General features: G+C 65.2%; 21 protein-coding genes. 11 read left to right on the top strand and 10 right to left on the bottom strand.

The genetic code is table 11. The features are described from left to right. Positions 1 to 123 precede the first annotated feature (123 nt). From ACI79X_RS11205 to ACI79X_RS11185, 5 genes are all read right to left on the bottom strand, one after another. Complete coding sequence (locus ACI79X_RS11205) at positions 124 to 3,288, bottom strand: type I restriction endonuclease subunit R (protein ID WP_457025475.1); 3,165 nt, start codon at positions 3,286 to 3,288, stop codon at positions 124 to 126. After that, a complete protein-coding gene (locus tag ACI79X_RS11200) occupies positions 3,285 to 4,301 on the bottom strand; it encodes a restriction endonuclease subunit S (RefSeq protein ID WP_457025474.1) in 1,017 nt (338 codons plus the stop codon). The genes ACI79X_RS11205 and ACI79X_RS11200 overlap by 4 nt, the downstream gene beginning before the upstream one ends. A 137-nt stretch (positions 4,302 to 4,438) precedes the next feature. Next, positions 4,439 to 6,010, bottom strand: coding sequence for a type I restriction-modification system subunit M (locus tag ACI79X_RS11195; protein ID WP_457025473.1), 1,572 nt, complete (start codon positions 6,008 to 6,010; stop codon positions 4,439 to 4,441). Positions 6,011 to 6,353: 343 nt separating this feature from the next. Beyond that, positions 6,354 to 6,686 (bottom strand): hypothetical protein, encoded by a 333-nt coding sequence (locus tag ACI79X_RS11190; protein WP_457025472.1) that lies wholly within the window; start codon positions 6,684 to 6,686, stop codon positions 6,354 to 6,356. 178 nt (positions 6,687 to 6,864) lie between these two features. Continuing rightward, positions 6,865 to 7,401, bottom strand: coding sequence for a hypothetical protein (locus ACI79X_RS11185; protein WP_457025471.1), 537 nt, complete (start codon positions 7,399 to 7,401; stop codon positions 6,865 to 6,867). A gap of 382 nt (positions 7,402 to 7,783) precedes the next feature. Between ACI79X_RS11185 and ACI79X_RS11180 the strand changes: the two genes are divergently transcribed. The 11 genes from ACI79X_RS11180 to ACI79X_RS11130 all read left to right on the top strand — a co-directional run bounded on the left by ACI79X_RS11180 (position 7,784) and on the right by ACI79X_RS11130 (position 15,324). After that, on the top strand, positions 7,784 to 7,918 hold the full coding sequence (locus tag ACI79X_RS11180; RefSeq protein ID WP_457025470.1) for a hypothetical protein: 135 nt from the start codon (positions 7,784 to 7,786) through the stop codon (positions 7,916 to 7,918). Between the two features lie 19 nt (positions 7,919 to 7,937). After that, positions 7,938 to 8,141, top strand: a complete 204-nt coding sequence (locus ACI79X_RS11175) for a hypothetical protein (RefSeq protein ID WP_457025469.1) — start codon at positions 7,938 to 7,940, stop codon at positions 8,139 to 8,141. A gap of 34 nt (positions 8,142 to 8,175) precedes the next feature. Then, positions 8,176 to 8,367: a hypothetical protein gene (locus ACI79X_RS11170; RefSeq protein ID WP_457025468.1), complete on the top strand. Its 192-nt coding sequence runs from the start codon at positions 8,176 to 8,178 to the stop codon at positions 8,365 to 8,367. Between the two features lie 148 nt (positions 8,368 to 8,515). Next, the gene (locus tag ACI79X_RS11165; RefSeq protein WP_457025467.1) at positions 8,516 to 8,713 is read left to right on the top strand and encodes a hypothetical protein; all 198 of its coding nucleotides are present in this window, start codon (positions 8,516 to 8,518) and stop codon (positions 8,711 to 8,713) included. Further along, positions 8,706 to 9,293: a hypothetical protein gene (locus ACI79X_RS11160; RefSeq protein ID WP_457025466.1), complete on the top strand. Its 588-nt coding sequence runs from the start codon at positions 8,706 to 8,708 to the stop codon at positions 9,291 to 9,293. Before ACI79X_RS11165 ends, ACI79X_RS11160 begins: the two co-directional genes overlap by 8 nt. Further along, positions 9,253 to 10,659 carry a type IV secretory system conjugative DNA transfer family protein gene (locus ACI79X_RS11155; RefSeq protein WP_457025465.1) on the top strand — a complete coding sequence of 469 codons (1,407 nt, stop codon included), beginning with the start codon at positions 9,253 to 9,255 and terminating at the stop codon, positions 10,657 to 10,659. The genes ACI79X_RS11160 and ACI79X_RS11155 overlap by 41 nt, the downstream gene beginning before the upstream one ends. A gap of 53 nt (positions 10,660 to 10,712) precedes the next feature. Further along, a complete protein-coding gene (locus tag ACI79X_RS11150; RefSeq protein ID WP_457025464.1) occupies positions 10,713 to 11,633 on the top strand; it encodes a replication-relaxation family protein in 921 nt (306 codons plus the stop codon). Continuing rightward, on the top strand, positions 11,630 to 11,986 hold the full coding sequence (locus tag ACI79X_RS11145; RefSeq protein WP_457025463.1) for a hypothetical protein: 357 nt from the start codon (positions 11,630 to 11,632) through the stop codon (positions 11,984 to 11,986). The genes ACI79X_RS11150 and ACI79X_RS11145 overlap by 4 nt, the downstream gene beginning before the upstream one ends. Positions 11,987 to 12,056: 70 nt before the next feature. After that, positions 12,057 to 12,437 carry a helix-turn-helix domain-containing protein gene (locus ACI79X_RS11140; protein ID WP_457025462.1) on the top strand — a complete coding sequence of 127 codons (381 nt, stop codon included), beginning with the start codon at positions 12,057 to 12,059 and terminating at the stop codon, positions 12,435 to 12,437. Positions 12,438 to 12,535: 98 nt separating this feature from the next. After that, entirely contained in the window at positions 12,536 to 13,144 is a 609-nt protein-coding gene (locus tag ACI79X_RS11135; protein ID WP_457025461.1) for an ImmA/IrrE family metallo-endopeptidase, read from the top strand. After that, complete coding sequence (locus ACI79X_RS11130; protein WP_457025460.1) at positions 13,141 to 15,324, top strand: recombinase family protein; 2,184 nt, start codon at positions 13,141 to 13,143, stop codon at positions 15,322 to 15,324. The genes ACI79X_RS11135 and ACI79X_RS11130 overlap by 4 nt, the downstream gene beginning before the upstream one ends. Here the strand turns inward: ACI79X_RS11130 and ACI79X_RS11125 are convergent. The 5 genes from ACI79X_RS11125 to ACI79X_RS11105 form a co-directional block, all read right to left on the bottom strand. Then, on the bottom strand, positions 15,206 to 16,408 hold the full coding sequence (locus ACI79X_RS11125) for a hypothetical protein (protein WP_457025459.1): 1,203 nt from the start codon (positions 16,406 to 16,408) through the stop codon (positions 15,206 to 15,208). The two genes, ACI79X_RS11130 and ACI79X_RS11125, sit on opposite strands and share 119 nt — an antisense overlap. Positions 16,409 to 16,716: 308 nt before the next feature. Further along, positions 16,717 to 17,304, bottom strand: coding sequence for a hypothetical protein (locus ACI79X_RS11120; RefSeq protein ID WP_457025458.1), 588 nt, complete (start codon positions 17,302 to 17,304; stop codon positions 16,717 to 16,719). Next, positions 17,297 to 17,974: a PD-(D/E)XK nuclease family protein gene (locus ACI79X_RS11115; RefSeq protein ID WP_457025457.1), complete on the bottom strand. Its 678-nt coding sequence runs from the start codon at positions 17,972 to 17,974 to the stop codon at positions 17,297 to 17,299. The genes ACI79X_RS11120 and ACI79X_RS11115 overlap by 8 nt, the downstream gene beginning before the upstream one ends. A 38-nt stretch (positions 17,975 to 18,012) precedes the next feature. After that, on the bottom strand, positions 18,013 to 18,846 hold the full coding sequence (locus tag ACI79X_RS11110; RefSeq protein ID WP_457025456.1) for a hypothetical protein: 834 nt from the start codon (positions 18,844 to 18,846) through the stop codon (positions 18,013 to 18,015). 97 nt (positions 18,847 to 18,943) lie between these two features. Next, the gene (locus ACI79X_RS11105; protein WP_457025455.1) at positions 18,944 to 22,363 is read right to left on the bottom strand and encodes a DEAD/DEAH box helicase family protein; all 3,420 of its coding nucleotides are present in this window, start codon (positions 22,361 to 22,363) and stop codon (positions 18,944 to 18,946) included. Positions 22,364 to 22,382 lie beyond the last annotated feature (19 nt).

Here is a 22,382-nt window from a genome sequence, read left to right as displayed (position 1 = left end):
AGCTCACGGCGATGCCATCTGTCTGGGCCTTCACGACGGCGTCTCGCAGGGTGTACCTGCCTTCAGCTCGAAGGTGCATGGCCTGCCGCCACAGGGGGCTGTCAGGTTGGTGGGCTGTTGACATCAGGCACCGTCCCGCGGCTGTGAGTCATCCCGTGGTTCCGAGGACAAGCCGAAGAAGCGCTCAAAGAAGGTGCCCAACCGGGCCAGGACACGGCGCTTCTTTTCGCCGTGACCGCCGTCAGGGGCGAAGCGCGACACCGGAGGAAGGATCTTGGTGACGGCGGTGCCGGTGCTTGGGATGGCGCCGTCGCGGAAGGCGTGCTCCACGAAGGCTCGGGTCTCTTCTGGCTTGAGACCCTCGTCGGAGATGATGGCGTTGAGTTCGTCGGTGCGCTTGGTCTCGACGTAGGTACGCCACTCTTCGTCGATTTCACCGCTGGCGGAAACGCGGTCGACGAAGTCCATAATGAGATCTTTCTTGTTGCGCAGCGCCAGGCTGGCGTCAACCGCCCGCCGGATCTGGGCCTGGGCCTCAATCTCCTTGTCAGTGCCATTGTCGCGGGCTTCGCGCCACTTTTGGACCAACATCAGGATGTAGTCGACGTTAATCTCGACCTGCTTGATGAGCTCGATCTCGAAGACGATGTCGTCGTTGATCGACTCCTTCTCGCTCTCGGCGCCTTGGCGGAAGTCGGCGTAAAGGTTGAGGTAGACGCTGCGGTAGTCCTGGCTCTGGCGTTCAGTCAGCAGCTCATTGCCCGCGAAGTCGTCGAAGGAGGTCAGGATGTTCTGCAGCCGCAGGATCTGACCGAAGAGCGCGATGAACTCCTTCTGGGCGGCCTCACCCACGATCGGTTGGCCGAGCGGGAACTTCTCCAGCAGCTCCTGAGCTCGCTCGGTGTACTCCGCGTAGTAGTCGCCGTACGGCTTGAGCAGGACGATGCCGCGCGCCTCCTTATTGCCGAAGAGAGCGATGGCGTCGTTGGTCTCATCCTCTAGGTCGCGGAAAGAGACGATGTTGCCGTATGTCTTGACTGAGTTCAGGATGCGGTTAGTCCGCGAGTAGGCCTGGATCAAACCGTGGTTAACCAGGCGCTTGTCGACAAAAAGGGTGTTCAGCGTCGTGGCATCGAAGCCGGTCAGGAACATATTGACGACGATGACCAGGTCGATCTCACGCTTCTTTAGCTTCTCCGACAGGTCCTTGTAGTAGTTCTGAAGATTGTCGTTGGACGTATCGAAGCTGGTCCCGAAGTCCGCGTTATAGTCTCGGATCGCGGCTTCAAGGAAATCCCGCGAAGACTTGTCCAGATCTCCCGTCTCGAAGCCCTCCTCATCAAGGTAGTCGTCATCTACCGCTTCGTTAGCGGCATAGGAGTAGATCAGTCCGACCTTCAGTCGACGATCCGGAACCAAAGCCTCCTGTTGCGACTTGAATTCGGCGTAGTACCGCTTGGCGGCATCAATCGAGGCAGTGGCAAACAGGCCGTTGAATCCCCGGACACGTTTGCCGGCCAAGGCGTAATGCTGGGCGCGCTTGGTCTTCTGATCGAAGTGCTCCAGGGTGTACTCGACGACTTGGCGTAGACGCTCAGGGGCGAGTAGTGCCCGCTCCGTGTCAATCGACGACACCTGCTTGTCGCTCAAGCCCTCCGGCAGCTTGATGGTGTTGACGTAGTCGATTCGGAACGGAAGGACGTTCTTGTCGCTGATGGCGTCGACGATCGTGTAGGTGTGCACCGCTTGCTGGTGATGCTCGGGCGGACAGGTTGCTGGGTCGCCATGCAGGAAGCAGCCGAAGGCTTGGGCGGTGGTGCGCAGCTTGGGATTGCCGCTGCTGCCGGCGTTGACCGAAAAGATCGGCGTCCCGGTGAAGCCGAACAGGTTGTAACGCTTGAAGGCCTTCGTGATGGCGGTGTGCATGTCACCGAACTGCGAGCGGTGACATTCGTCGAAAATGATCACCACATGGCCGTCATAGATGTCGTGGGCCTTGTTAGCCGCGATGAAGCCCGACAACTTCTGGATCGTAGTCACGATGATCTTCTGGTTGACGATTGGCTCACTGCCCCGCTTGCCCATCACGGCACCAACCGGAAGTGAAAGCTGGCGCTTCAGAGCCGCGGTATCCTTGCTGGTATTCACGGCTCCGGGAGAGAATCGCTCATACTCTCTCATCGTCTGGTAGTCAAGGTCCTTGCGGTCAACGACGAAGAGGACGCGATCGACATTCGCCAGCTGTGCAGTAAGTTGAGCTGACTTGAAGCTAGTCAGCGTCTTACCCGAACCGGTGGTATGCCAGATGTAGCCGCCGGCCGCCACGGTGCCAAGTTGCTTGTAATTGGTCGAGATGGCAATTTTTTGAAGGAGCCGCTCAGTGGCAACGATCTGGTACGGCCGCATCACAAGCAGAAGACGGTCGGCCGTAAGCACGCAGTACTTGGTCAGAATGTTGAGCAAGGCATGCTTGCTGAGGAAGGTCTTTGTGAAGCCCGTCAGGTCCTGGATCGGCTTGTTGGTTGCATCTGCCCACCAGGACGTAAATTCATACGAATTGGACGTCTTGCGGCCACGCCTGATGCCACTGCTCTCACTGAGGTGCTGGCGGCGGGTTGTGTTGGAGTAGTACTTCGTTAGCGTGCCGTTGCTGATGACAAACAGTTGCACGTACTCAAATAGGCCAGAGCCGGCCCAGAAGCTGTCTCGCTGGTAGCGATCGATCTGATTGAAGGCCTCACGGATGTCGACGCCGCGCCGCTTCAACTCAACGTGCACAAGCGGCAGGCCATTCACGAGGATGGTGACGTCGTACCGATTAGACCGCGCAGCGCCGCCCTCGCCTTGTCCGACCTCGTACTGATTGATGACTTGAAGTCGGTTGTTGTGGATGTTGCTCTTGTCGATCAACCGGATGTTCTCGATCGAGCCGTCATCGCGTTGGAGTACCTGAACGTGGTCCTCCTGGATGCGCACCGTCTTCTCAACGATGCCCTCGTTGGCTCCGGCGATCTTCTCGGCGTAGAACTGTTCCCACTCGGTCTCAGTGAAGCTAATCCCGTTCAGGGTTTCCAACTGGGTCCGGAGATTGCCAACCAGTTGTGCCTCAGTCGTTACCGGTAGGTAGTCGTAAGCCTGGGACTGCAGCAGTCGGATGAACTCCCGCTCGAGCGTCGCCTCTGACTGATAGGCCGACTCGGTCGTCGCGTCAGGAACGAATTCGGCAACAACGGTGCTCTCCGAGCTGACGGCGATGGGCTCGTAACGCGAGCCGGCGGGGCGGCTCACGCCGCAGCCTCCTCGAATGTAAGCAGCCGGTCCCGGTAGTGCTCATATTGGACCCGCCGGAGGTCGATTTCAGCCGGCAGGCCGATGGAGCGGTCGTTCAGGAGGACATCAAATCTGTCGAGTATCGCCACGATACGGTCCTGATCCTGCCGATCGGGCACTGGGATGAGAATCGTGCCAAGACCCTCGCCAGAGATCCGCTTCACCTTCGCCCGCGCGACATGCCTATTCTTCTGAGCGTGGAACCGAGCCGTTTGGAAGTAATATGAAACGAACTTTGGATTAAGTTCATGGCGGAATGCGAAGCAATCATCATGGATAGCAACGTCTTCCTTGCCTAACCAAGCCACGGCTTTGGCCACATCCTCCACCGTCTCGCCTACTCCGGCGATGACCACGTCACCGGCAGTGGCGAACCGCATACCTTCTTTCATCTCGGACCGGATTCGCGACAACGGCTCATGTGCGGCGACGCCATAGCCGGTATAGATTTCTCCGTAGTGGATGCTGGCAATGCCGTCGACTACGACGTCATCCTTCGTGAACCGGCGCCCACGCGTGAATGTGCCTACCTCACTTAGGGGCCGCCACGGGACGACTTCATCCTCTGCAAATGAGAAGAGTCGATCGCGGTAGTAGGCAAACTGCGTGCGACGGGCCACTTGTTCGTCCTCGAGTGCCGCACCCAACTGCGTGAAGGTATTCAGGGTCCGGACTATCTCCGCCTGAATCTCAGCGGGAGGGACAGGGATTCTCATTTCCCTCAAGACTGTCCAGTGCCGGTTGTAACCTCTACTTGGGATATGTAGGTTGGCGAGGCAGTAGTAGAGCCACCGCGTGGACAAGTCGGCTGCAGCCTTCAACACCTTGACGCCGTCCGCGCCCTGCGCGAATGCGAAGTCAACAAACTTGACGGCGCGCGTGTGGTCACCGAAGACGACATACTCATCTGCCGGAAGAAGAATGTCCTCTTCGTCCGTATATCCCGCAATGTAGTTCACAGACTGGTCCACGATCGGAAACATCGTGCCCAGCGAATAGTCTTGGCGCTTCACTTTGCCGGGTACTGATATTGTGACCGAGACATCCCCAACCGCACGAAATGGAACACCTGCCGGACAGGACGCCTTCACTAGTTCATCTATCCGGCTCATGGCTGTCCGCTTTCAATATCGAGAACGATCGCGTCGATTTCAGCACGCAACTCCGTCTGGAGAGTGACGACTCGCTCGAGCTCAGCGTTCAAGGTCGCGATATCGACGACTTCGCGTGTGTCTGGCGCTTCGACGTACGAAGTGGCGGCAATGTTATATCCATTGCCGGCGATGGCCGTGTTGTCAACCAGGGCGGCAAAATGATCCTCGGACGTTCGAGCGGTGAAAGCGCTGAGGATTCTCTTCTGATTGGCCTCAGTGAGTTTGTTCTTAGCCGCAAGGCGCACAAACTCGGCGGAGGCATTGATGAAGAGGACCGCGTTGTCCTTCTTGGACTTTTTCAGCACGAGAATGCAAGTCGCAATGGGCGTGCCGAAGAACAAGTCGGACGGCAGCTGGATGACTGCTTCGACGTAGTTGTTGTCAATCAAATACTTACGGATCTTTTTCTCTGCACCCGGCCGGTAGAGAACTCCCGGGAACTCGACGATAGCGGCCGTGCCGTCCACCGCGAGCCAGGACAGCATATGGAGCGTGAAAGCCAAGTCGGCCTTTGACTTGGGCGCTAGCACCCCGGCCGGGGCATAGCGTGGATCATTGATGAGGAGCGGGTTCCTATCCCCATCCCACTCGATTGAGTACGGCGGGTTGGACACGATCGCCTCGAACGGCTCGTCGTCCCAGTGGGCGGGATCAATCAGGGTGTCGCCGTGCGCAATGTCGAACTGCTCGTAGTTGATGTCGTGTAGAAACATGTTGATGCGGGCCAAGTTGTAAGTGGTCAAGTTGATCTCTTGACCGTAGAAGCCGCGCCGTACGTTTTCCTTGCCGAGCACCTTGGCGAACTTGAGCAGGAGGGACCCAGAGCCACAGGCTGGGTCGTAAACCTTGTTGACTGAGGTCTTGCCGACGACTGTCAATCGCGCCAGGAGTTCGCTCACCTCTTGAGGGGTGAAGAACTCACCGCCCGATTTGCCGGCACTCGAGGCGTACATGGTCATCAAGAACTCGTAAGCGTCGCCAAAGGCGTCGATCGTATTATCGGTGAACTCACTTCCAAGATCGAGGTCGCCAATGGCGTCCAGGAGCTTGACTAGCCGCTCGTTGCGCTTCGCGACTGTGGCGCCCAGTTTGCCGCTGTTGACATCGAGATCCTCGAAGAGGCCTTTGAAGTCTTTCTCGCTTTCGGTTCCGCGGGCTGATCCTTCGATGTTCTTGAACACTCTCGCTAGGGTCTTGTTGAGATTCTCGTCGTCGGCAGCACGGGCCCGGACGTTGACGAACAGCTCACTTGGGAAGATGTAGAAGCCCTTCTCCGCCACGGTCTCCTCAAAGCCGTGCCTGGCCTGCTCATCACTCAGCTCCGTGTAATCGAAGTTGGCCTCTCCGGCCTTTCGCTCCGCAGCATTGATGTATGCAGTCAGGTTCTCGGAGATGAACCGGTAAAAGAGCATCCCGAGCACGTAGCTCTTGAAGTCCCAGCCGTCTACACTGCCGCGCAGGTCATTAGCGATGCGCCAGATCGTCTTGTGCAACTCGGCCCGCTGCTTTTCCTTGGTATTGCTCATAGATGACTCCAATTATAAAGCATCGGCAGGTCAGTGGTTGCAGCTTAGACGCCCGGGCCGACAGAACCGGTGAGCAGCGCCCGGTGTCGCCCGTTTGCAGGGCCGAGCGTAGCGATCAATGCCGGGCGAGGCTCTCACTGAGCAAGCCGCGGACCACGGCGTGAGGGAGCATCAGGCACGGTGTCCGACGCTGTCTCCCCGTGCCCGTGCGCGCGGTCGCTTACATCGCGTCAGTCAGGCTCGCGACGGGATGATCAGCCCGTAGCTGCAGCAGCGAGCGATTGAGGACCACTGCCGGCGACTGTCGCGTTGCTCATCGCACCGAGCTGACAGAGTGCGGCGGCTAGCGGTCCTCGTCGCGCCAAGTCTCGACTTGCGCTTCATTCTCGAAGCCGGGCGGTAGGGCAATTGCACCCGGGGCTGGGTCGGCGTATCGCCCGACCCCAATGAGGCCATCCGGGTAGTCGATACCGATCACCAGCTCGACGAGCAGCTGGATACTACCTCTTAGTCTTTCGTAGAAGCCTTGCTCGAGTGCGTCCCGGAAGTCAGGGCGGTCCGCGGCATACAGTTGCGACGCCACATCAGACGGGAGCGGCCGGTCCGTCGCAAGTAGTCGCGTTTCTGGATCGAAGTCGGCAGCCTCCCCGACAAGTATTTGCAGCATCAGCGCCACGTCCAGCAAGTCAGTACCAGGCTGCGGCCAGTGCGTATGCACGACGTACTCAAAGAGTCTGCGGACACGTCCCCAATCAGTCACGCCGGACCCCTCGAGCCGGAGGTGTCGCAACCTCGGCACGTCGCTCAGCAGTCCGGTACTGAGCGCTTTGACGGCCCAGTCGCGCCGTTCAAGACTAAGGTCCAAGACGATTCGAATCAGGCGGTCGGTTTCTGCTTCGCCCCCGGACTTGTATGACCATCGCCTCGGCCGCCTGCTTGGGGCGGAGTGGTTGCGCTTCGCACGGCGACTGTTCGCTGGAGACAAGGGCGCCAGCTAAGTGGGTATACGCCTCGTCCTCTAAGCGCCGATACGCCCGCTCGCTGCGTTGCATTTCCTTCTGTAGCGCTCTGCGCCGGAAGTCCAAGTCACTGTCGTCCGGCCCGTGCAGGTTGAGCGTGCGGGTGAGGATGATGTTGAGCCTGGTCCTCATGACCAGCTTGTCGACGGCGCAGCGGATGACGTTGTACGCGGCGACGTGGCGGTCGCCCTGAGCCAGCCGGCGCAGGGTGAGCTCATGCGTGGTTGCGCGCAGGCGCCGCAGATGCGGGCAGCCGTCTTCGATCTTGCGCATCGAGATGCCCTCGCGCTGCCTGAGGAGCTGCAGCTCCGCGAGCACGTCCTTGGAGGCGGCCGGTGGTGGCTCGATCTCCTCCGAGACGGTCTCGCTCACGACGTCATCCTGCCTTGCGTCGCGGTGGGTGGTCATGTTCGAGGGTGCCCCGGTCACTGGCGTGCCCTTTGCAGGCACAACCGGCGAATCAACGGGTCTGTGGCGAGCTCGTCCTGCACGGCAGCGTCCTCCTTGTCGCCGACCGGAGGCATAAGGCCGCCGGTCCACCGATTCCCCGAAAGAGGTCACGGTGAGCTCCCTCAGCACCTACTCCGCCAACCTCCCCAGCCGGCCGTCTCGGCGCGGCCTCCGCGCGATCGACGGACTGACAACGGACGGGCAGGTTCGACAGACGGCCGTCGACATCGAGACGGACCTCGCGCTGGCCAAGTTCGACTCCTTGACCACCGCCACTGGAGCGGCCTTGGGTGCCGTCACCCGTGTGGCCCAGGCACAGACGGCGATGGAGCAGCTGACGCCGCAGGCCAGCGGCCGGCTCAACTTCATCGCGGACATGCACGCCTCCGCCGTCGCCAGCGAGCTCGACCGGCTGCACCAGCGGATGCGGCGGCTGTGACATGGTCACGCTTGTCGTAGTGCTCATCCTGATCACCCTGATCGCAGCCCTGGTGCTGCACGACACGGTCAGGTGGCGCCGCGTCCAGCACCGCGAGGCGCGGTTGCAGCTTGAAGCCGAGCTCGCCCGTCGTCGGATTGATGTACTGACGCGAGCGACAATCTCGGCGATGCGGGCGGTCGTCCGAGAGGACGGCCGCAGGAGGCGCGGCGGCATCTCATGACCGACGCTTGCTGCAAACGCAAGAGACTGCCGGCGTGAATACCGGCCCGCGGTCGTGGACCACCAGCATCGTGGGTTTCGCGCTCATGGTGCTGGTGGTCTCCGCGGCCCTCAATCTCGCTGCCGAGCTGCTGCGCGAGGCGCTGCCTGTGCTCATACCCACTGCCATCGTCGTGCTTATGGGCTACGGAATCTGGCACTGGCGGACACGCGCTCGCGGCTGGTGAATGCGTCGCAAATACTGCTGTTCGATACGTTCCAATCGCTGCCGTGCTATGCACAACGATGATTGACCGTTGATTTATCGCAACGTATAACAAAAGGACGTGCGTTGATACAAGTCAACACTAAGGCGGCACGGCGAAAGGAGGGAATGTGAGCAACAAGCAACAGCAAGGAAGGCAAAAGGGCCGGGGGACGCGTCGCATTTCTGTCCGGGCCGTTCGCCGCGACCAGCCCGACGTGCACAAGCTCAGTCGGGCGCTGATCAAGCTCGCCATGGAGCAGGCAGCCGCCGAGGCGGCGGCTCAGCAAGAGGTCGGTCGGCACGACAGGGAGGCTGCCGATGGCTAGCGCCGGCTCTCCCGTCTGGCACGAGCTGCACTGGCGCCGCCCGCTGGATGTCGACCGCGCCGCTTCCGTGCTGCGTGCCTGGGCAACTGACCGGCGCAGCCCCGTCGTGTCGCTGGAAGCCCGTGCCCGTCCTGAGGGTGTCCGCTACTTCCTCGGTGCTTGGCCCGAGGCACTACCGATCCTGACTGCGCCGCTGCACGACCTCACGGCGACAGCGGCCACCAAGGCCACGCTCGCCGACCGCGCGCCCGTGCAGGCCGTCGGCAGCCTGCGTTTGAACACCCGTCATCGGCCGCTGCGTGTGACAGCACCCGAGGCCGATGTCTTCACCGTCCTGGCCGCCCTGACACGCCTCCGTCCCGACGAGGAGCTTGTCCTTCAGCTCCTCCTCGGGCCGCGGCGCATCCCGCTGGCCGTGCCGACGGCCAGCCCGTCCTCAACCACTGCACCCTGGTACGTCACTGCCTGGCACGGCGACGGAGCAGGCGAGGCACCTGGACCTGTCCCGATCGCCTTGGCGCTGGCCGCTGCGGCTCGGTGTGCCCGAGCTGCTGCCCCTGACGCTCTGGCCGCTCGGTGACGCCGTCCTGCCGGGACAGCCCGCTGTCCATCCACGGCAGCTGCCGCCGACGCCGGGCACCACCGGCAGTCGTCGGGTCCTGGCCGCCGTCACGGCACCGGGGCAGGGCGGCAGGCTAGCGCTCGGCCTCCCCCAGGCACTCAAGCACCTGCATGTCATCGGGCCGACCGGGACGGGCAAGTCGACGCTGCTCGCGAATCTCATCAGTCAGGACATCACCGATGGCCGCGCCGTGGTGGTCGTTGAGCCGAAGGGCGACCTTGTCCGCGATGTCCTCGCCCGGGTGCCGCGCGAGCGTTGGGACGACGTCGTCGTTCTCGATGCGCAGGACGCCGCCCCCGTCGGCCTCAATCCGCTGGCCGCCCACGGCCGCCGACCGGAGCTGGTCGCTGACAGCGTGCTCAGCGTCTTCAAGCAGCTCTACGGCGCCAGCATTGGCCCGCGCAGCCAGGACATCCTTTACGCCAGCTTGCTGACGCTGGTCCGCCAGGGCGACGCCACGCTGGCCCTGCTGCCGCTGCTGCTGACGCATCCCGGCGTCCGTCGCACGTTGACCGCCGGCATCCACGACCCGCTGCTGATCGAGCCGTTCTGGGCGACCTTCGAGAGCTGGTCGCAGGCGGAGCGTCTGAACGCCATCGCGCCGGTCATGAACAAGCTGCGGCCGCTGCTGCGGCCTGGACTGCGCGATGTGCTGGCGCAGCGCCGGCCGCGCTTCTCGCTTACGCAGGTGCTCACCGAGCGGCGCATCCTGCTGGTGCCGCTGCAGCGCGGCGTCGTCGGCGAGGATGCCGTCCGGCTGCTCGGCTCGCTGCTTGTCGCTGAGCTGTGGCAGACCTTGCAGTCCAGGGCGGCCATCCCACCGGAGCGCCGCCACCCCGTCATGGTCTACATCGACGAGGTTCAGGACTACCTGCATACCGGCACACCGCTCGACGAAGTGCTGGCTCAAACCCGCGGCTACGGCGCTGGCTTCACGCTGGCGCACCAGTTCCTCGGCCAGCTGCCGGACGGCATGCAGCGTGCCGTCCTCGCCAACGCCCGCTCCCGGGTGGCCTTCAGCCTGAGCGAGGCGGACGCCCGGGTTATCGCCCGCGGCCATCCCGAGCTCACTTCCGACGACCTGACGGCACTTGGCAGCTACGAGATCTACGCCAGTCTATACACCGGCGCCGGCGTCAGCCCGTTCGTCTCGGGCAGGACGGTGCCACTGCCGCCGCCGACCGCTGATCCTGCCGAGCTGCGCCGCCGCAGCCGCGAACGCTGGGGCCGACCTGTTGACGAGATTGAAGCCGACCTGGCGAGGCTCCTGCCGGACACCAGCGGACCTGCGGCACCGACGGGCCGCCGCCGGAGGCCGTCATGACGGCGGATCAGAGGTGGTCCGGTCGCCCGTCCGCTCGCGTTGAGCTGAGCGAGATGAACGGCGAGGTCGGCAGCCGCTACCGCGCTGCGAAGGCGCCCGAAAGTCTGTCCTCCCGTGGACTGTCCGGAGGGTCTGTCACGCGGCGGCGGACAGGCGCCCGGCGACTGCTCCGGCTGCAGGCCGACCTCAGCCCACGGGAACGCGGCGTACTGCTCAGCTTGGCCGAGAGCCGGTTGCTCTCGACAGGTCAGCTGCAGCGCCTGCACTTCGCCGACCATGCGACCGAAGGGGCAGCCAGCCGCATCTGCCGACGTGTACTGGCACGCCTGCACAGCCTCGGCGTCGTCGAGCACCTTGACCGCCGAATCGGCGGAGTGCGGGCCGGCTCGGCCTCCTACGTCTGGCGCGTCGGCCCCGTTGGTGAGCGCCTGCTGCGCCAGGACGCCGATACCCCGCGCGGCCGGCACAAGCAGCCCGGCCTGCGCTTCGTCGATCACACCCTGGCCGTCGCCGAGTGTGCCGTCGGGCTCGTGGAGGCCGACCGCCGCGGTGACCTAGAACTGCTCACCCTGCAGCACGAGCCGGCGAGCTGGCGGCCCTACCTCGGGCCGCACGGCGCAAGCGAAGTGCTCAAACCCGACCTCTACGCCGTCACGGCGGGTGCGGAGTACGAGGACAGCTGGTTCATCGAGCTGGACCGGGCGACCGAGAGCCTGCCGACGCTGCTCCGCAAGTGCGCTCAGTACGCGCGCTACCGGCAGACCGGACGCGAGCAGGCAGCCCGCGGCGTCTTCCCGGCGGTGCTCTGGGTGGTGCCGGACGACCGTCGCGCCACTGCCGTCGCCCAGGCCATTCGTCGCCAGTACGGCCCGGACCACGACCTGTTCCGGGTGACGACGACGGCCTGCTTCGTGCCGACCGTTACCGGCCAGGGCTGCGAGCGGACAACAACTAATGGAAAGGAGGTGACATGAGTGAGACACAACATGACCGCGACAAGCTGGAGGACGCCTGGAACGTCTTCCAGATCTGGACCGGCGGCCGCAACGCCGACCACTTCCGCCGCAGCTATCTCGGCCACTATCCCAGCCGCGACGCCTTCGGCCAGGACCTATTGGCCCGGCTCGGCGCCGATGGCCGCATCCAGCGCCTGCCTAATTGGCTGCGGGCCTACATCCGATTTGACGGCGAAGCCGTGGTGCGGGACTTCGAGGCGTCCGGCCATTTCTACGTTTACGACGCACCGCGCCGCGCCGGCACCTTCGTCTTTGACGCTTTCGAGTTGGCCGCGGAGGGCGTATCGGGACAGCCCCAATCGGCGTTGTGAAATAGGCGGCCAATCGTTGCTCCAAATCAACAATGGCGCAATAATAGAAGCACTAACCGGAGCCCTGCCTATGACCACCGCCCAACGCACCGCCCTCGCCGCACTGCTCGTCAGGCGGCGCACCAAGCAGGGCATGTCCATCCGTGGCGTCGCCAGCGCCGCCGGCGTCGACGCCGCCACCGTCCTCAAGCTGGAACAGGGGCGGATCGAGCAGCCGAAGGCCGCCAAGCTGCAGTCCATCGGCAAGGTCCTTGGCATCCCCGCGGCTGAGTTGTACGGGGTCGTCGGCTGGCTGCCACCGGCCGAGCTGCCGGCCTTCCGGCCCTATCTCAGGAGCAAGTACCGCGACCTGCCGCCCGAGGCCGTTCAGGAGATTGAGTCCGTCTTCGACCGCGTGGCCCGCGACTACGGCCTGCAGGGCCCCCAGGACGGCGAGGACGAACGCCCCTGACCAACACCGCAACCACTAACGAAAGGAGGAACGCCATGAATCAAGCACCCACAACTGAGAACCACAGTGTCCTGGCGTCCCTCCGGGCCGTCATACCCGTGCGCGCGCTGGAGCCCGGCGAAGCCCTGCAGGTCGCCGAACTGCAGGCCGCCCGTCTGCTGGAGCTGACGGACAACACCGAGACGCCCCTCGACTGGACCGTCATCGCCGGGCTGCCACGCATCCGTGTCCGGCGCGAAGAGCTGCCGACGTCGGGCATGAGCTTCTGGGACGGCCGGAGTTGGATCATCGTGCTGAACGCCAGCGAGCCGCGCACCCGCCAGCGCTTCACCCTTCTGCACGAGTACAAGCACATCGTTGATCACGGGGCGACCGACCGGCTGTATCCCGACCACCGCCGCCGGACGGCAGATGACCAAGCCGAGCAGGCCGCCGACTACTTCGCTGGCTGCACCCTCATGCCGAAGCGCCTGCTCAAGCGGCTGTGGGGGCGCGGCGTGCAGCGACCGGCTGAGCTGGCCCGCTACTTCGACGTCTCGGAGCGAGCCATCACCGTCCGACTGGCGCAGCTCGGCCTGAGTGAGCCGCAGCCGCGCTGCACGCCGCCGTCCACAAGTCGGACGAGCTTCCGGCCGCGCCGGGCCTACTATCGCCAGCTCTCCCCCAGTTGGCTACGCCAGCCCGCGCGCGAAGGGGTCCCCGCATGATCAACCGCCGCCTTGAGGCGCCGCAGCGGGCCGTGCTGTACCTGCGGGTTAGCACCGTCAGCCAGGTCACCACGGACTACGACCCCGAAGGCATCTCCATCCCGGCGCAACGGGCGGCTTGCCAGCGCAAGGCCGAGCAGCTTGGCATCGAGATTGTCGACGAGTACGTCGAGCCGGGCCGCTCCGGCACGAGCATGAAGAGCCGCCCGGCCTTTCAGGCAATGCTCAAACGGCTGAAGGCCGACCGCGACATCGATGCCGTCATCGTCTACAAGCTCAGCCGGATGAACCGCAACTGGGAGGAGAGCGCCCAGGTGATCATGCAGCTGCGCGCCGCCAAGGCGCAGCTGCTGTCCGCCACCGAGAACATCGACGAGACGCCGGTCGGCCGCCTGACGCTCGGGATCATGAGCGCCATCAACGAGTTCCGCTCCGCCGAGGACGGCGAGGACATCCGCTACAAGATGGGTGAGAAGGCTAAGCGCGGCGGCACGATCAACAAGGCACCCCTCGGATACAAGAACGTCCGCGAGGACTTCGAGGGCAGGCTCGTCCCCAGCGTGGCGCTTGACCCGGAGCGCGCCCCGCTGGTCCGTCAGGCGTTCGAGCTGTACGCCACCGGTGAGTACAGCTTGGACCGCCTGACGCAGACGATGGCCGACCTTGGGCTGCGGTCTCGTCCGACGAAGCGCTTCCCGGCCAAGCCGGTGTCGCTGGAGCAGCTGCGGCAGATCCTCGCTAACCCGTACTACACCGGCGTGCTGGCCTACCAGGGTGCGCTGTACCCGGGTCGGCATGACCCGATCGTGGACGGGCCGCTCTTCGAGCGCGTCCAAGAGGTCGCCGACCAACGCTCCCGCCGGGGCTCCCGTGACGTCGTCCACCAGCACTTCCTCAAGGGCATGCTGTTCTGCGGCCGCTGCCAGCGGGCCGGCCGCGAGCACCGGCTGATCTTGACGCAGGGCAACGGCCGTGGCGGCTCGTATTACTACTTCCTCTGTCGCGGCCGGCAGACCGGCGTCTGCGACCTGCCGTACCTCCGCATCGAAAGCGTTGAGGACGCTGTTGAGCGGGAGTACGCGAACCTGGCGCTGCCGGCGGACTTCGCCGCCAGCGTCGAAGCCCGCGTCAGCGAGGCGATGGCCGACGAGCAGCGTTCGACCCGGCAACTGTGCAGCACCCTCAGCGCTGAACTGGAGCGACTGAGCTCCGCTGAGGAACGCCTCATCGACCTGGCCGCCGAGGGAGCGCTGCCGGTCGCCAAGGTGCGCAGCCGCCTGACGAAGTTGGGACAGGACCGGGACCGCCTGCGTCAGCAGCTGGAGACCGTTGATCAGGACCTGACGGAAGGGGCTGAGTCCCTGACGGCCGCCCTCCGCCTGCTCGACAAGCCGCAACAGCTGTTTCAGAACGCCGGCGACACCACCCGTCGACTGCTGACGCAGACCTTCTTCGAGCGCCTATACATCGACGATGACGACGTGACTGAGGTGCGCTTCCAGGAGCCCTTTGGTGACCTGCAAGGGGCCGGACGGGCGTGGCTGGATCAAGCCGGTAGCCGTCGCCGACCCAGGCGCGGAACAGCGAAGAGCCCCGACACCAACGGTGCCGGGGCTCTTCATGGGGGCTGGGCCGGCTTGCTCGCCTCCGCGTCCTTGGACGTGGGTTCGAGTAAGACGGTCCTGGTGGGGTCTTCGTGGATCAGTGAACTGAGAGGTCAGGGCATCCGTTTCTACGAACGCGCCGCGGGCTCCGCACCCATCGGGGCCGAAATCAGCACCCCCTGCCGAACAGCTGAAGCGGAGCTACCGCCCGTCGACCGGCTTGGAGCGGAGAACCCAGCGGCGAGAGGTCTTCGCACCCACTGGGCCGCCCTTGAGCAACTGCTCGATGACGCGCTCCGTGGCCACACGGCCCTTGACGCTCTTGATCTTTCCAACGATGGCGCCTTCGGCGGTGTGGATCACAATGTCGGCCTCGCCCTGACGAGGTCCTCGCTTTACGCCGTTCTCGGCGACGCTGTCTGTGGTCATCCCGCCTCCCTTCATGGTGGTGCGCACGCTAGGTGGTCCGTACGACAGAACGGTAGAGGCACGCGGCCTCGAGGACAGCCCAGGTCTGAACCCCGGCGATCAGCGCCCAGGCGATGCAGGTCCACGGCGACGTCAACGGCACCGTGACGACCAGCGCCATGCCGAACAACACGAAGGAGGACACGACCAGTACACGCCGCAGCGGCCAGTGGAGTCGAGCCACCATCACGTGCTCTGGCGCACGACTGAGCCAGGACAGCAGCAGCGCCGGACCCGCCAGCAGGATCGACGCAGGGGACGATCCCGCCGGACTCTCGGCGATGAAGACGTCCGGGAAGGCCCGGGCCATCAGCGCGAGCGCTACCAGCACGCCGGTCAGCACGGCACCCCAAAGGGAGACACGGGGCAGCCCCCGGCGTTGCGGCGTGAGCACGATGTCGGCTGTCGCCGTCGTGAGGCGGTGATCCGGACGGCAGGCAACATGCGCGACGGTCTCCGGGTCCCGACGGGGAGCCCGGTCCTCCCATTCGTTGCCGAGGGTCCCGTCGATGTCGTACTCCCGGACGCGCAAGGCGCGAACACCGAGGCCCGCCGGAGCTTCGACCTCGAAGTGCCAGCTCGCCGCGATACCGAACTGGGGGATGCTGCGGGCGATGGTGGTCGGGATGCTGACCTTTCGGATCTCCGGCAGTTCGTCCTCGTACGAGTACTTCACGATCGAACGAGTCCCGACCACGGCGGCTTCGACTTCGACGGCGAACAAGAAGTTGTGCGCCAACTGGGCGGTCATGGAGGCGAAGACCTCCTGCGCGGGCCCGGACTCCATGTCTTCCTGTGAACCGAGCCAGGCCTCGAACTGCGCGACGGCCTCCGGAGCGCCGTTCGGGGAGCAGTACACGACCCCCTCGAGCATGTTTCGGCACTCCTCGGACGAGACGATCGTGTCCGGCAGCACCTGTCCGGCCAGCGCCAGCAGCATCTCGACAGCCAGGCTGCCGTTCTCTTCGGAGTCCAGGATGGGTAGCGGCTGACCGGATGCACCCCGGGTGTTCACCTTCCGCAGCGCGCCCTTCCGGACGAAGCCGAGGGGTAGGAGGACCCGCTTCCCGCTGCGCTCGATCGCCGGAGAAGGCAGCGTGTAGTCCAACGACACGTGCAGCGTCGTGCCGCCGTTGGCGTCCATGCGCAGCGACTCCACCCGCCGGTGCATCCAGGTGTTCGAGCGCAGCATGAGACCGGCGAGGATGACCCCGGTGCTCGGCCGTGCGGTCAGCCGTCGCAAACGAGATGTCAGGTTCCCCACGCGCTCACGCGGAGAGGTCGTCATGCGACCGGTTCGGCGGCAGGGCCCTCCGTCGTCGACATGACCGACACGGGTTCCCTCCAGCTCGTCCGTCGGATCCTGGCAGGCCCAGGCCCCGGCAGCCTACGGAGGCGTCAGCTGACCGACGACAAGCCCCCCTTGCCAGGTTTGCCCGGGCATCGGCGCGTCGGGGGCAACTGCCACTCCCCCGCCACCGGGGCCCTCCACCGACGCGGTCAGCCAGTCCGAGTCGGGTGCAGCGCGTCCAGGGCCGGGGCTGCGCCATCCCACAGCTGGCGGAAGGCGATCAGGACGTCCTGGATAAGCGCGTCGGGAGCCAGCGGCGCGCCAGCCGGGGGCAGCACGTAGCGCCAGAACGGGAACGTCCGACTCGACGACCCCTTGAGCTGTGCCCGCACCGGTCGCATGGCGTCACTGATCTGTCGCCGGCGTTCCTCATCGGCCGCGTCAGCGGGCAGCCGCACGGCAACGTACGGCCACTCGTTAGAGCCCGGTGCAAGTAGGCGGGCACGTTCCCACTGGATGACGACGCTGACGTCCGCGGTTCCGTTGTGCTGCCAGATCGGACGGCGCAGGCCAGCTCTGGGCCAGGAGCCGGAGTCCAGATCGTTGGTCTCCAGCTCAGCGTCGAGTTCCTCGGCGAGTTCTTCCAGCTGCGTCACGACGCCGACAAGGTGCTTATCCAGGAGCTGGCGGCCTTCTGAGCGCAGAGCAGCCCAGGTCTCGATGTCGTGCCGGTGGTCGAGGTAGAACCACGCCTTCGCGTCGGCATCTTCGCGCGTGGGGATGGTCGGGTCAGACACGGTGGTACGCCTCCAGGGTGGCGATGTAGTCGTGGACGCCGGGTGCCGCCCCGGTCATCGAGGTGGCAGCCGCCCGGGCGATGTCGGCGACCTGCTCCCACGTGAGGGCTCGCCACTGGCCGCGGCTGTCCACCGCGGTGGTCGGTGGGCGCTGGCCGCGGGTGAGGAAGACGAAGCAGGGGGCCGACTCGTCCCGCCAGTGCGCGTACAGGCGGTCCAGTTGGCGGTCCTGCTCGACGGCGAAGGTCTTGGCCTCCAGCACGATCGTCCAGTCGCCGCCGTAGACGATCAGGTCAGCGCGGGTCTCGTCCCGCTGTTCCTCCAGCACCACCCGCACGCCGGCCTCTGCACCGGAGCCGTCGATCGCGAGGTGGTCGAGCAGCCCGTCGAGCACAGCGGGGCCGAGGCCGTGGTGGCCATCCGACCGCAGCAGCCAGGCCAGCCCGGCGGTCATGGCTAGTTCCCGGTACTGCTGGTCGAGGGCCGCGAGCAGCGTGCGCGGGCCGCCCCTCCAGCGGCCGGTCTGCACGAGGTCCCGCTGGGTGTCCTGCAGCTGGCCGAGGCGGTCCTCCCACTGCGTCACCACTGCAGCGCCGTGCGCCCGTTCGGCGACGCTGAGGGCGCGCCACCCTTCGGCCAGCGCCGCGTGGCGCTCTCGCCATCCCTGCATGACGTCGACGGGCGCAGCCGACGCTGGGAGCTGGCCTGTCACTGGCCGGGAGCGAACGTCGCGTCCACTGTGAACGCGAGGTCCTCGTATCGCTTGTACTCACCGCCGAGGCTCAAACCGAGCTCCCTCAGCTTCACGGCTGCGCCGGCGTTCACCGATGCCGACTGCTCCGTCTTGATGCCGAAATGGAACTGCTCGGCGCCAGCGTCGGCAGAGGTGCGCATCAGCTTGAACATCGGATCTCGGCCAGGCCAGATCAGGTCATCCAGGACTGGCCTCGCCTTGCCCGCGCCGGTGATGCGGATGGCCAGCTTGCCGCTGTCATCGCGACCGAACCCCATCGCGAGCGAGATGTCCTCAGCGTTGGGCAGGTCGATGCGCCCTTCAGCCTTCGCTGCCTTGCCGCTCGACTCCCGCCAGGTGATCTCGATGTCCCGCGCGCCCAGCGACAACAAGTACCTGGCGGCCTCGACTGACTTCTCGTTCAGAACGAGGCGATGGAAAGCGGCGTAGGGCACGTAGTCGCGGCGTCGCAGTGGATGCCTGGCGTAGACCTGACCGCTGCTGGGTCCGCCCTCTGGGAAGAAGAGGAGATCCCGCTGGACGAGGTTTCGTGCGTCCTCCACCTCCATCAGTGCAGCGTGTGGCGGTTGCGCCGACCCGGTACGACGTCCCGTCAGCATCAGCACAGCCAGAGGAACCGCCGCAAGGCCGCCGGTGGCCACGCCGACCGTCGCGGTGACAACATCAGTCGTTGTCCAAGATCGGTCCTTCTTGATGAGGGCGTCGGGCGTATCGACGACGGCGAGTACGTCGCCCAAGTCCCAGCTGTCCAGGTCGACCCTGTGCTCAGGTGATGGAGCTGCGCTCACGCGGTGACTCCGCCGTGGCGAAGTAGGGCAGCGTGTTTCATGTAGGCGGCGCCTTCCTGCTTGTTCGGTGGGCAGCAGTGCTTCGTCATCCGTGCCGTCACGCGACCGTGACGTCGGGAAGAGCACGCTCTCTGACCTGGTGAAGAACGGTCACGATGCCGTCCACGTCATCCTCGGTGAAGATCGAGTCTGGGCCGTGGGGCGCGCTGTCAGTGAACGGCGATTCGTACAGACGGCCCACGTCCATGACCCCGTTCGCGGTCAGGTGCTCGACGATGAGCTGGACGAACCGGATCTGGTTGGCCGAGTACGCACCGGCGGACAGGTAGCGGTCGAACGCGGCGGTCGCGGCCTCCCGGTCGAGGCCGACCAGGGAGCGGATGAACAGCCCGAGCCCGTGGGACTCCTCGCGGGCGCGGGCGATGTCGGCCTCGCTCCCCGCGCCGGACTCCACCAGCATCCCCTCCAGCGACGCCAGATCCTCCGGCGTGAGCTGGAGGTTGCGGCGCAGCCGCTGCAGGGCCAGGTGGTCTTCGTGGTCGCGCAGGTAGGCGCGGGCCTTCGCGCGGAACCGTTCCCAGTTCGTGCCGGGGGTCACGCCGGGCAGTTCGACAATGCTGCTCTCGCCGAGCTCGTCGGCGAAGTTCGAGTAGACGACGGCGCGCCGGGACTTCTCCACGAACCGCACGAGCGCGCGGATTCGGCGCCGGGCAAGCTCGAGCATCGGGAGGGTGACGTCGACCCACCACTCGTCGCCGGACAGCTCCTCGAGTAGCTGCTCCTGCGCCTTGACCGAGGGGATCGTGGTCTGGCCAAGCAGCGCGGCGGCGATGTCCTGCACCTGCGTACGCAGCCGCTCGAACAGGACGGCATCGCCGTCGAGTCGGGCCAGCTGCAGCCGCAGCAGGATCAGGTCGAAGCGCTTGGCGTCCTCGTCGTCGTCCCGCTTGGTGGAGGGCAGGCCGGCGAGGTGGTGGGCGATGTCGCCGACCTTCTCTGGGGTTAGCTGATGCCAGGCATCCCAGTCGGAGTACGTCTCGACCCATTGCCGAGCCGGGCGGACCAGGAAGTTGTCGACGTTCATGCCGACCACCACCTCGTGCAGCGTCCAGGCCACGTCCACGCGCAGGCCGCGCTCACTGGCCTCACCCTGGCCGACCTCGGGCTCGCCCCCGGAGTCGGCGCCGGCGCCGGTCTGGTCCAGTGCAGCGAGCAGTCCCAGGCGGGCCTCGAACAGCCGCTCGGCGAGCGACTTCTGCAGCGACCCGCCGGAGTCGGGCAGGTCCTGGCTGAAGAACTCGAGGTTGCCGCAGAAGTCGAAGACGTAAAAGTTCTTCTTGTCCTCGCCCGGGCCGTACAGGTCGGGGCACAGGCGGGTGCCGCGGCCGATCATCTGCCAGAACTTGCTCTTGGCGCGGATGAGTTTGAAGAAGACGAGGTTGACGACCTCGGGGACGTCGATGCCGGTGTCGAGCATGTCGACGGAGATGGCGATGTGGGGCGCCTTGTCCTTGCTCGAGAAGTCGTCGATGAGACTCTGGGCGTAGGCCACCGAGTGGGTGATGACGCGGGAGAAGTGGCCGGCGTACTCGGGGTAGTTGACGTCGAAGCGCCTTTGTATGAACTCGGCGTGGGCCTGGTTCTTGGCGAAGATGATGGTCTTGCCGAGCCGGTCGCCGCCGGCGACCTTGTGGCCGTCCTTCATCAAGGTGGCAAGGACCTTGTCGACGGTGTCGGCGTTGAAGAGGAACTTGTTGAGCTCCTCTGCCGAGACGGCGTCAGGGATGTCGCCGTCCTCGCTCCACTCGAGCGAGTCCCAATCGTCCTTCTCCTCCTCGCTGAGCTCGTCATAGCGGATGCCTTCGCGGAGGAACTTCGTGGGCACCGACACAGCCACCGGCGGCACGAGGTACCCCGCGGCCACGGCCTCGTCGAGGCTGTAGGCGTCGGTGGGAACCCCGTCTTCGAGGTTGAACAACGAATAGGTGTTGCGGTCAACCTCGTCCTTCGGCGTGGCGGTGAGGCCTACCAGCAGCGAGTCGAACCAGGAAAAGATGGAGCGGTACTTCTGGTAGACCGAGCGGTGGGCCTCGTCGATGACGATGAGGTCGAAGTAGCCCGGTCCGAACAGCCTCCGACCCGCGTCGGTCTCGTTGATCAGGTTCATCATCGTGGGGTACGTCGAGACGTACACCCGGCCGTCGGCGACCTTCTCGGTCACCAGGTTCACCGTGGTCACGTTCGGCAGGTGGGTTTTGAAGGCCCCGACGGCCTGATTCACCAGGGCAGTGCGGTCGGCGAGGAACAGCACCCGCTTGACCCAGCCGGCGCGCATCAGCTGATCGACCAGCGCGATGACGGTTCGGGTCTTGCCGGAGCCAGTGGCCATCACCAGCAGGGCGGCGCGCTGCTTCGCGATGAAAGTCTCTCCTACCGCCCGGATGGCCCGCTGCTGGTAGTGGCGCTCGACGATGCTCTTGTCGATGGGCGCGTCGGCCAGCGGCAGGCGGCCGGTGCGGCGCTGCACCATCAGTTCGAGCTCATCGGCGGTGAAGAAGCCCTCGACCCGGCGCGGCGGGTAGCCGGCGGCGTCGTCCCATAGCCAGGTCTGGTAGCCGTTGGTGTAAAGGATCACCGGCCGGCGGCCGGTCATCTGCTGTAGGCAGTCGGCGTACAGCTTGGCCTGCTGTTGGCCTACCGCCGGCTCGACGGTGGTCTTCTTCGCCTCCACGACCGCGAGCGGCAGCCCGTCGCTCCCCCACAACACGTAGTCGACGTAGCCCTTGCCCTCCGCGTTGGGCATGCCGGTGACCTCGAACTCGCGGTCCCGGACATCGGTGAGCTGCCAGCCCGCCTCGCGGAGAAGTTCGTCAATGATGAGGTCGCGGGTCTGGGCTTCGGAGTAGTCGTGCGTGTCGGTCAGCGTGTTCGCGGCCTGCGCGGCCTTGATCTGCTGGCGCAGCTCCTCGATCTCGGCGTCTTTCGCCGCGGCGAGCTCATCCCGCTCCCTCATCGCGCGGGCGTGGGCCTCGTCCTGCTCCTGGAACTTTGCCGCCAGCTTGACGACGTCGGCGCGGCTCAACGGAGCTTGACTGCCGGCGAGCCTCGGATCGAAGACGGCTCCGGTCGGCACCACCGCCGGGTTGGTGGAGTAGCGGAAGGCCGTCCACACCACCACGTGGTGCAACTCGCGGAGAACGTCCACGGCGGCTCGGGCCGGGATGGGCTGCGTGTCGTGGACGGCCCGGTTGCCGAGCTTGCGGATCAGGTTCAGCTTCTGCCCGATGCCGACGCCGACCCGCCGCTGGAACGCCGGCTCGTTGATGCGGGCTGAAAGGTCGTCCTTGTAAGGGATGGCAAGCCCGTCGACGTCGTAGATGAGCCCGACGAGTTGCTCGGCCGCGCGGCGGGCGTAGAAGCACGCTGACCTCGGATCCGACGCCAGATAGCCCTCCGCCCGCACACAGTCGACATGGATCTGCGGCCACTCTGCCGCGACGAAGCCGAAGTTGCTCACCGGTCAACCCTCGCAGGTA

Source organism: Geodermatophilus sp. SYSU D01119 (genome assembly GCF_054049975.1).
Note: the sequence above shows the minus strand (reverse complement) of the source record. Positions and strands in the feature narration are given on the sequence as shown.

What these genes read in the sequence shown, in the direction of transcription:
- ACI79X_RS11140 (WP_457025462.1), top strand. Translation starts at nt 12,057, where the DNA reads ATGACCACCGCCCAACGCACCGCCCTCGCCGCACTGCTCGTCAGGCGG.
- ACI79X_RS11195 (WP_457025473.1), bottom strand. Translation starts at nt 6,010, where the DNA reads ATGAGCAATACCAAGGAAAAGCAGCGGGCCGAGTTGCACAAGACGATC.
- ACI79X_RS11125 (WP_457025459.1), bottom strand. Translation starts at nt 16,408, where the DNA reads ATGCTGCGCTCGAACACCTGGATGCACCGGCGGGTGGAGTCGCTGCGC.
- ACI79X_RS11115 (WP_457025457.1), bottom strand. Translation starts at nt 17,974, where the DNA reads ATGCAGGGATGGCGAGAGCGCCACGCGGCGCTGGCCGAAGGGTGGCGC.
- ACI79X_RS11160 (WP_457025466.1), top strand. Translation starts at nt 8,706, where the DNA reads ATGGCTAGCGCCGGCTCTCCCGTCTGGCACGAGCTGCACTGGCGCCGC.
- ACI79X_RS11145 (WP_457025463.1), top strand. Translation starts at nt 11,630, where the DNA reads ATGAGTGAGACACAACATGACCGCGACAAGCTGGAGGACGCCTGGAAC.
- ACI79X_RS11130 (WP_457025460.1), top strand. Translation starts at nt 13,141, where the DNA reads ATGATCAACCGCCGCCTTGAGGCGCCGCAGCGGGCCGTGCTGTACCTG.
- ACI79X_RS11150 (WP_457025464.1), top strand. Translation starts at nt 10,713, where the DNA reads ATGAACGGCGAGGTCGGCAGCCGCTACCGCGCTGCGAAGGCGCCCGAA.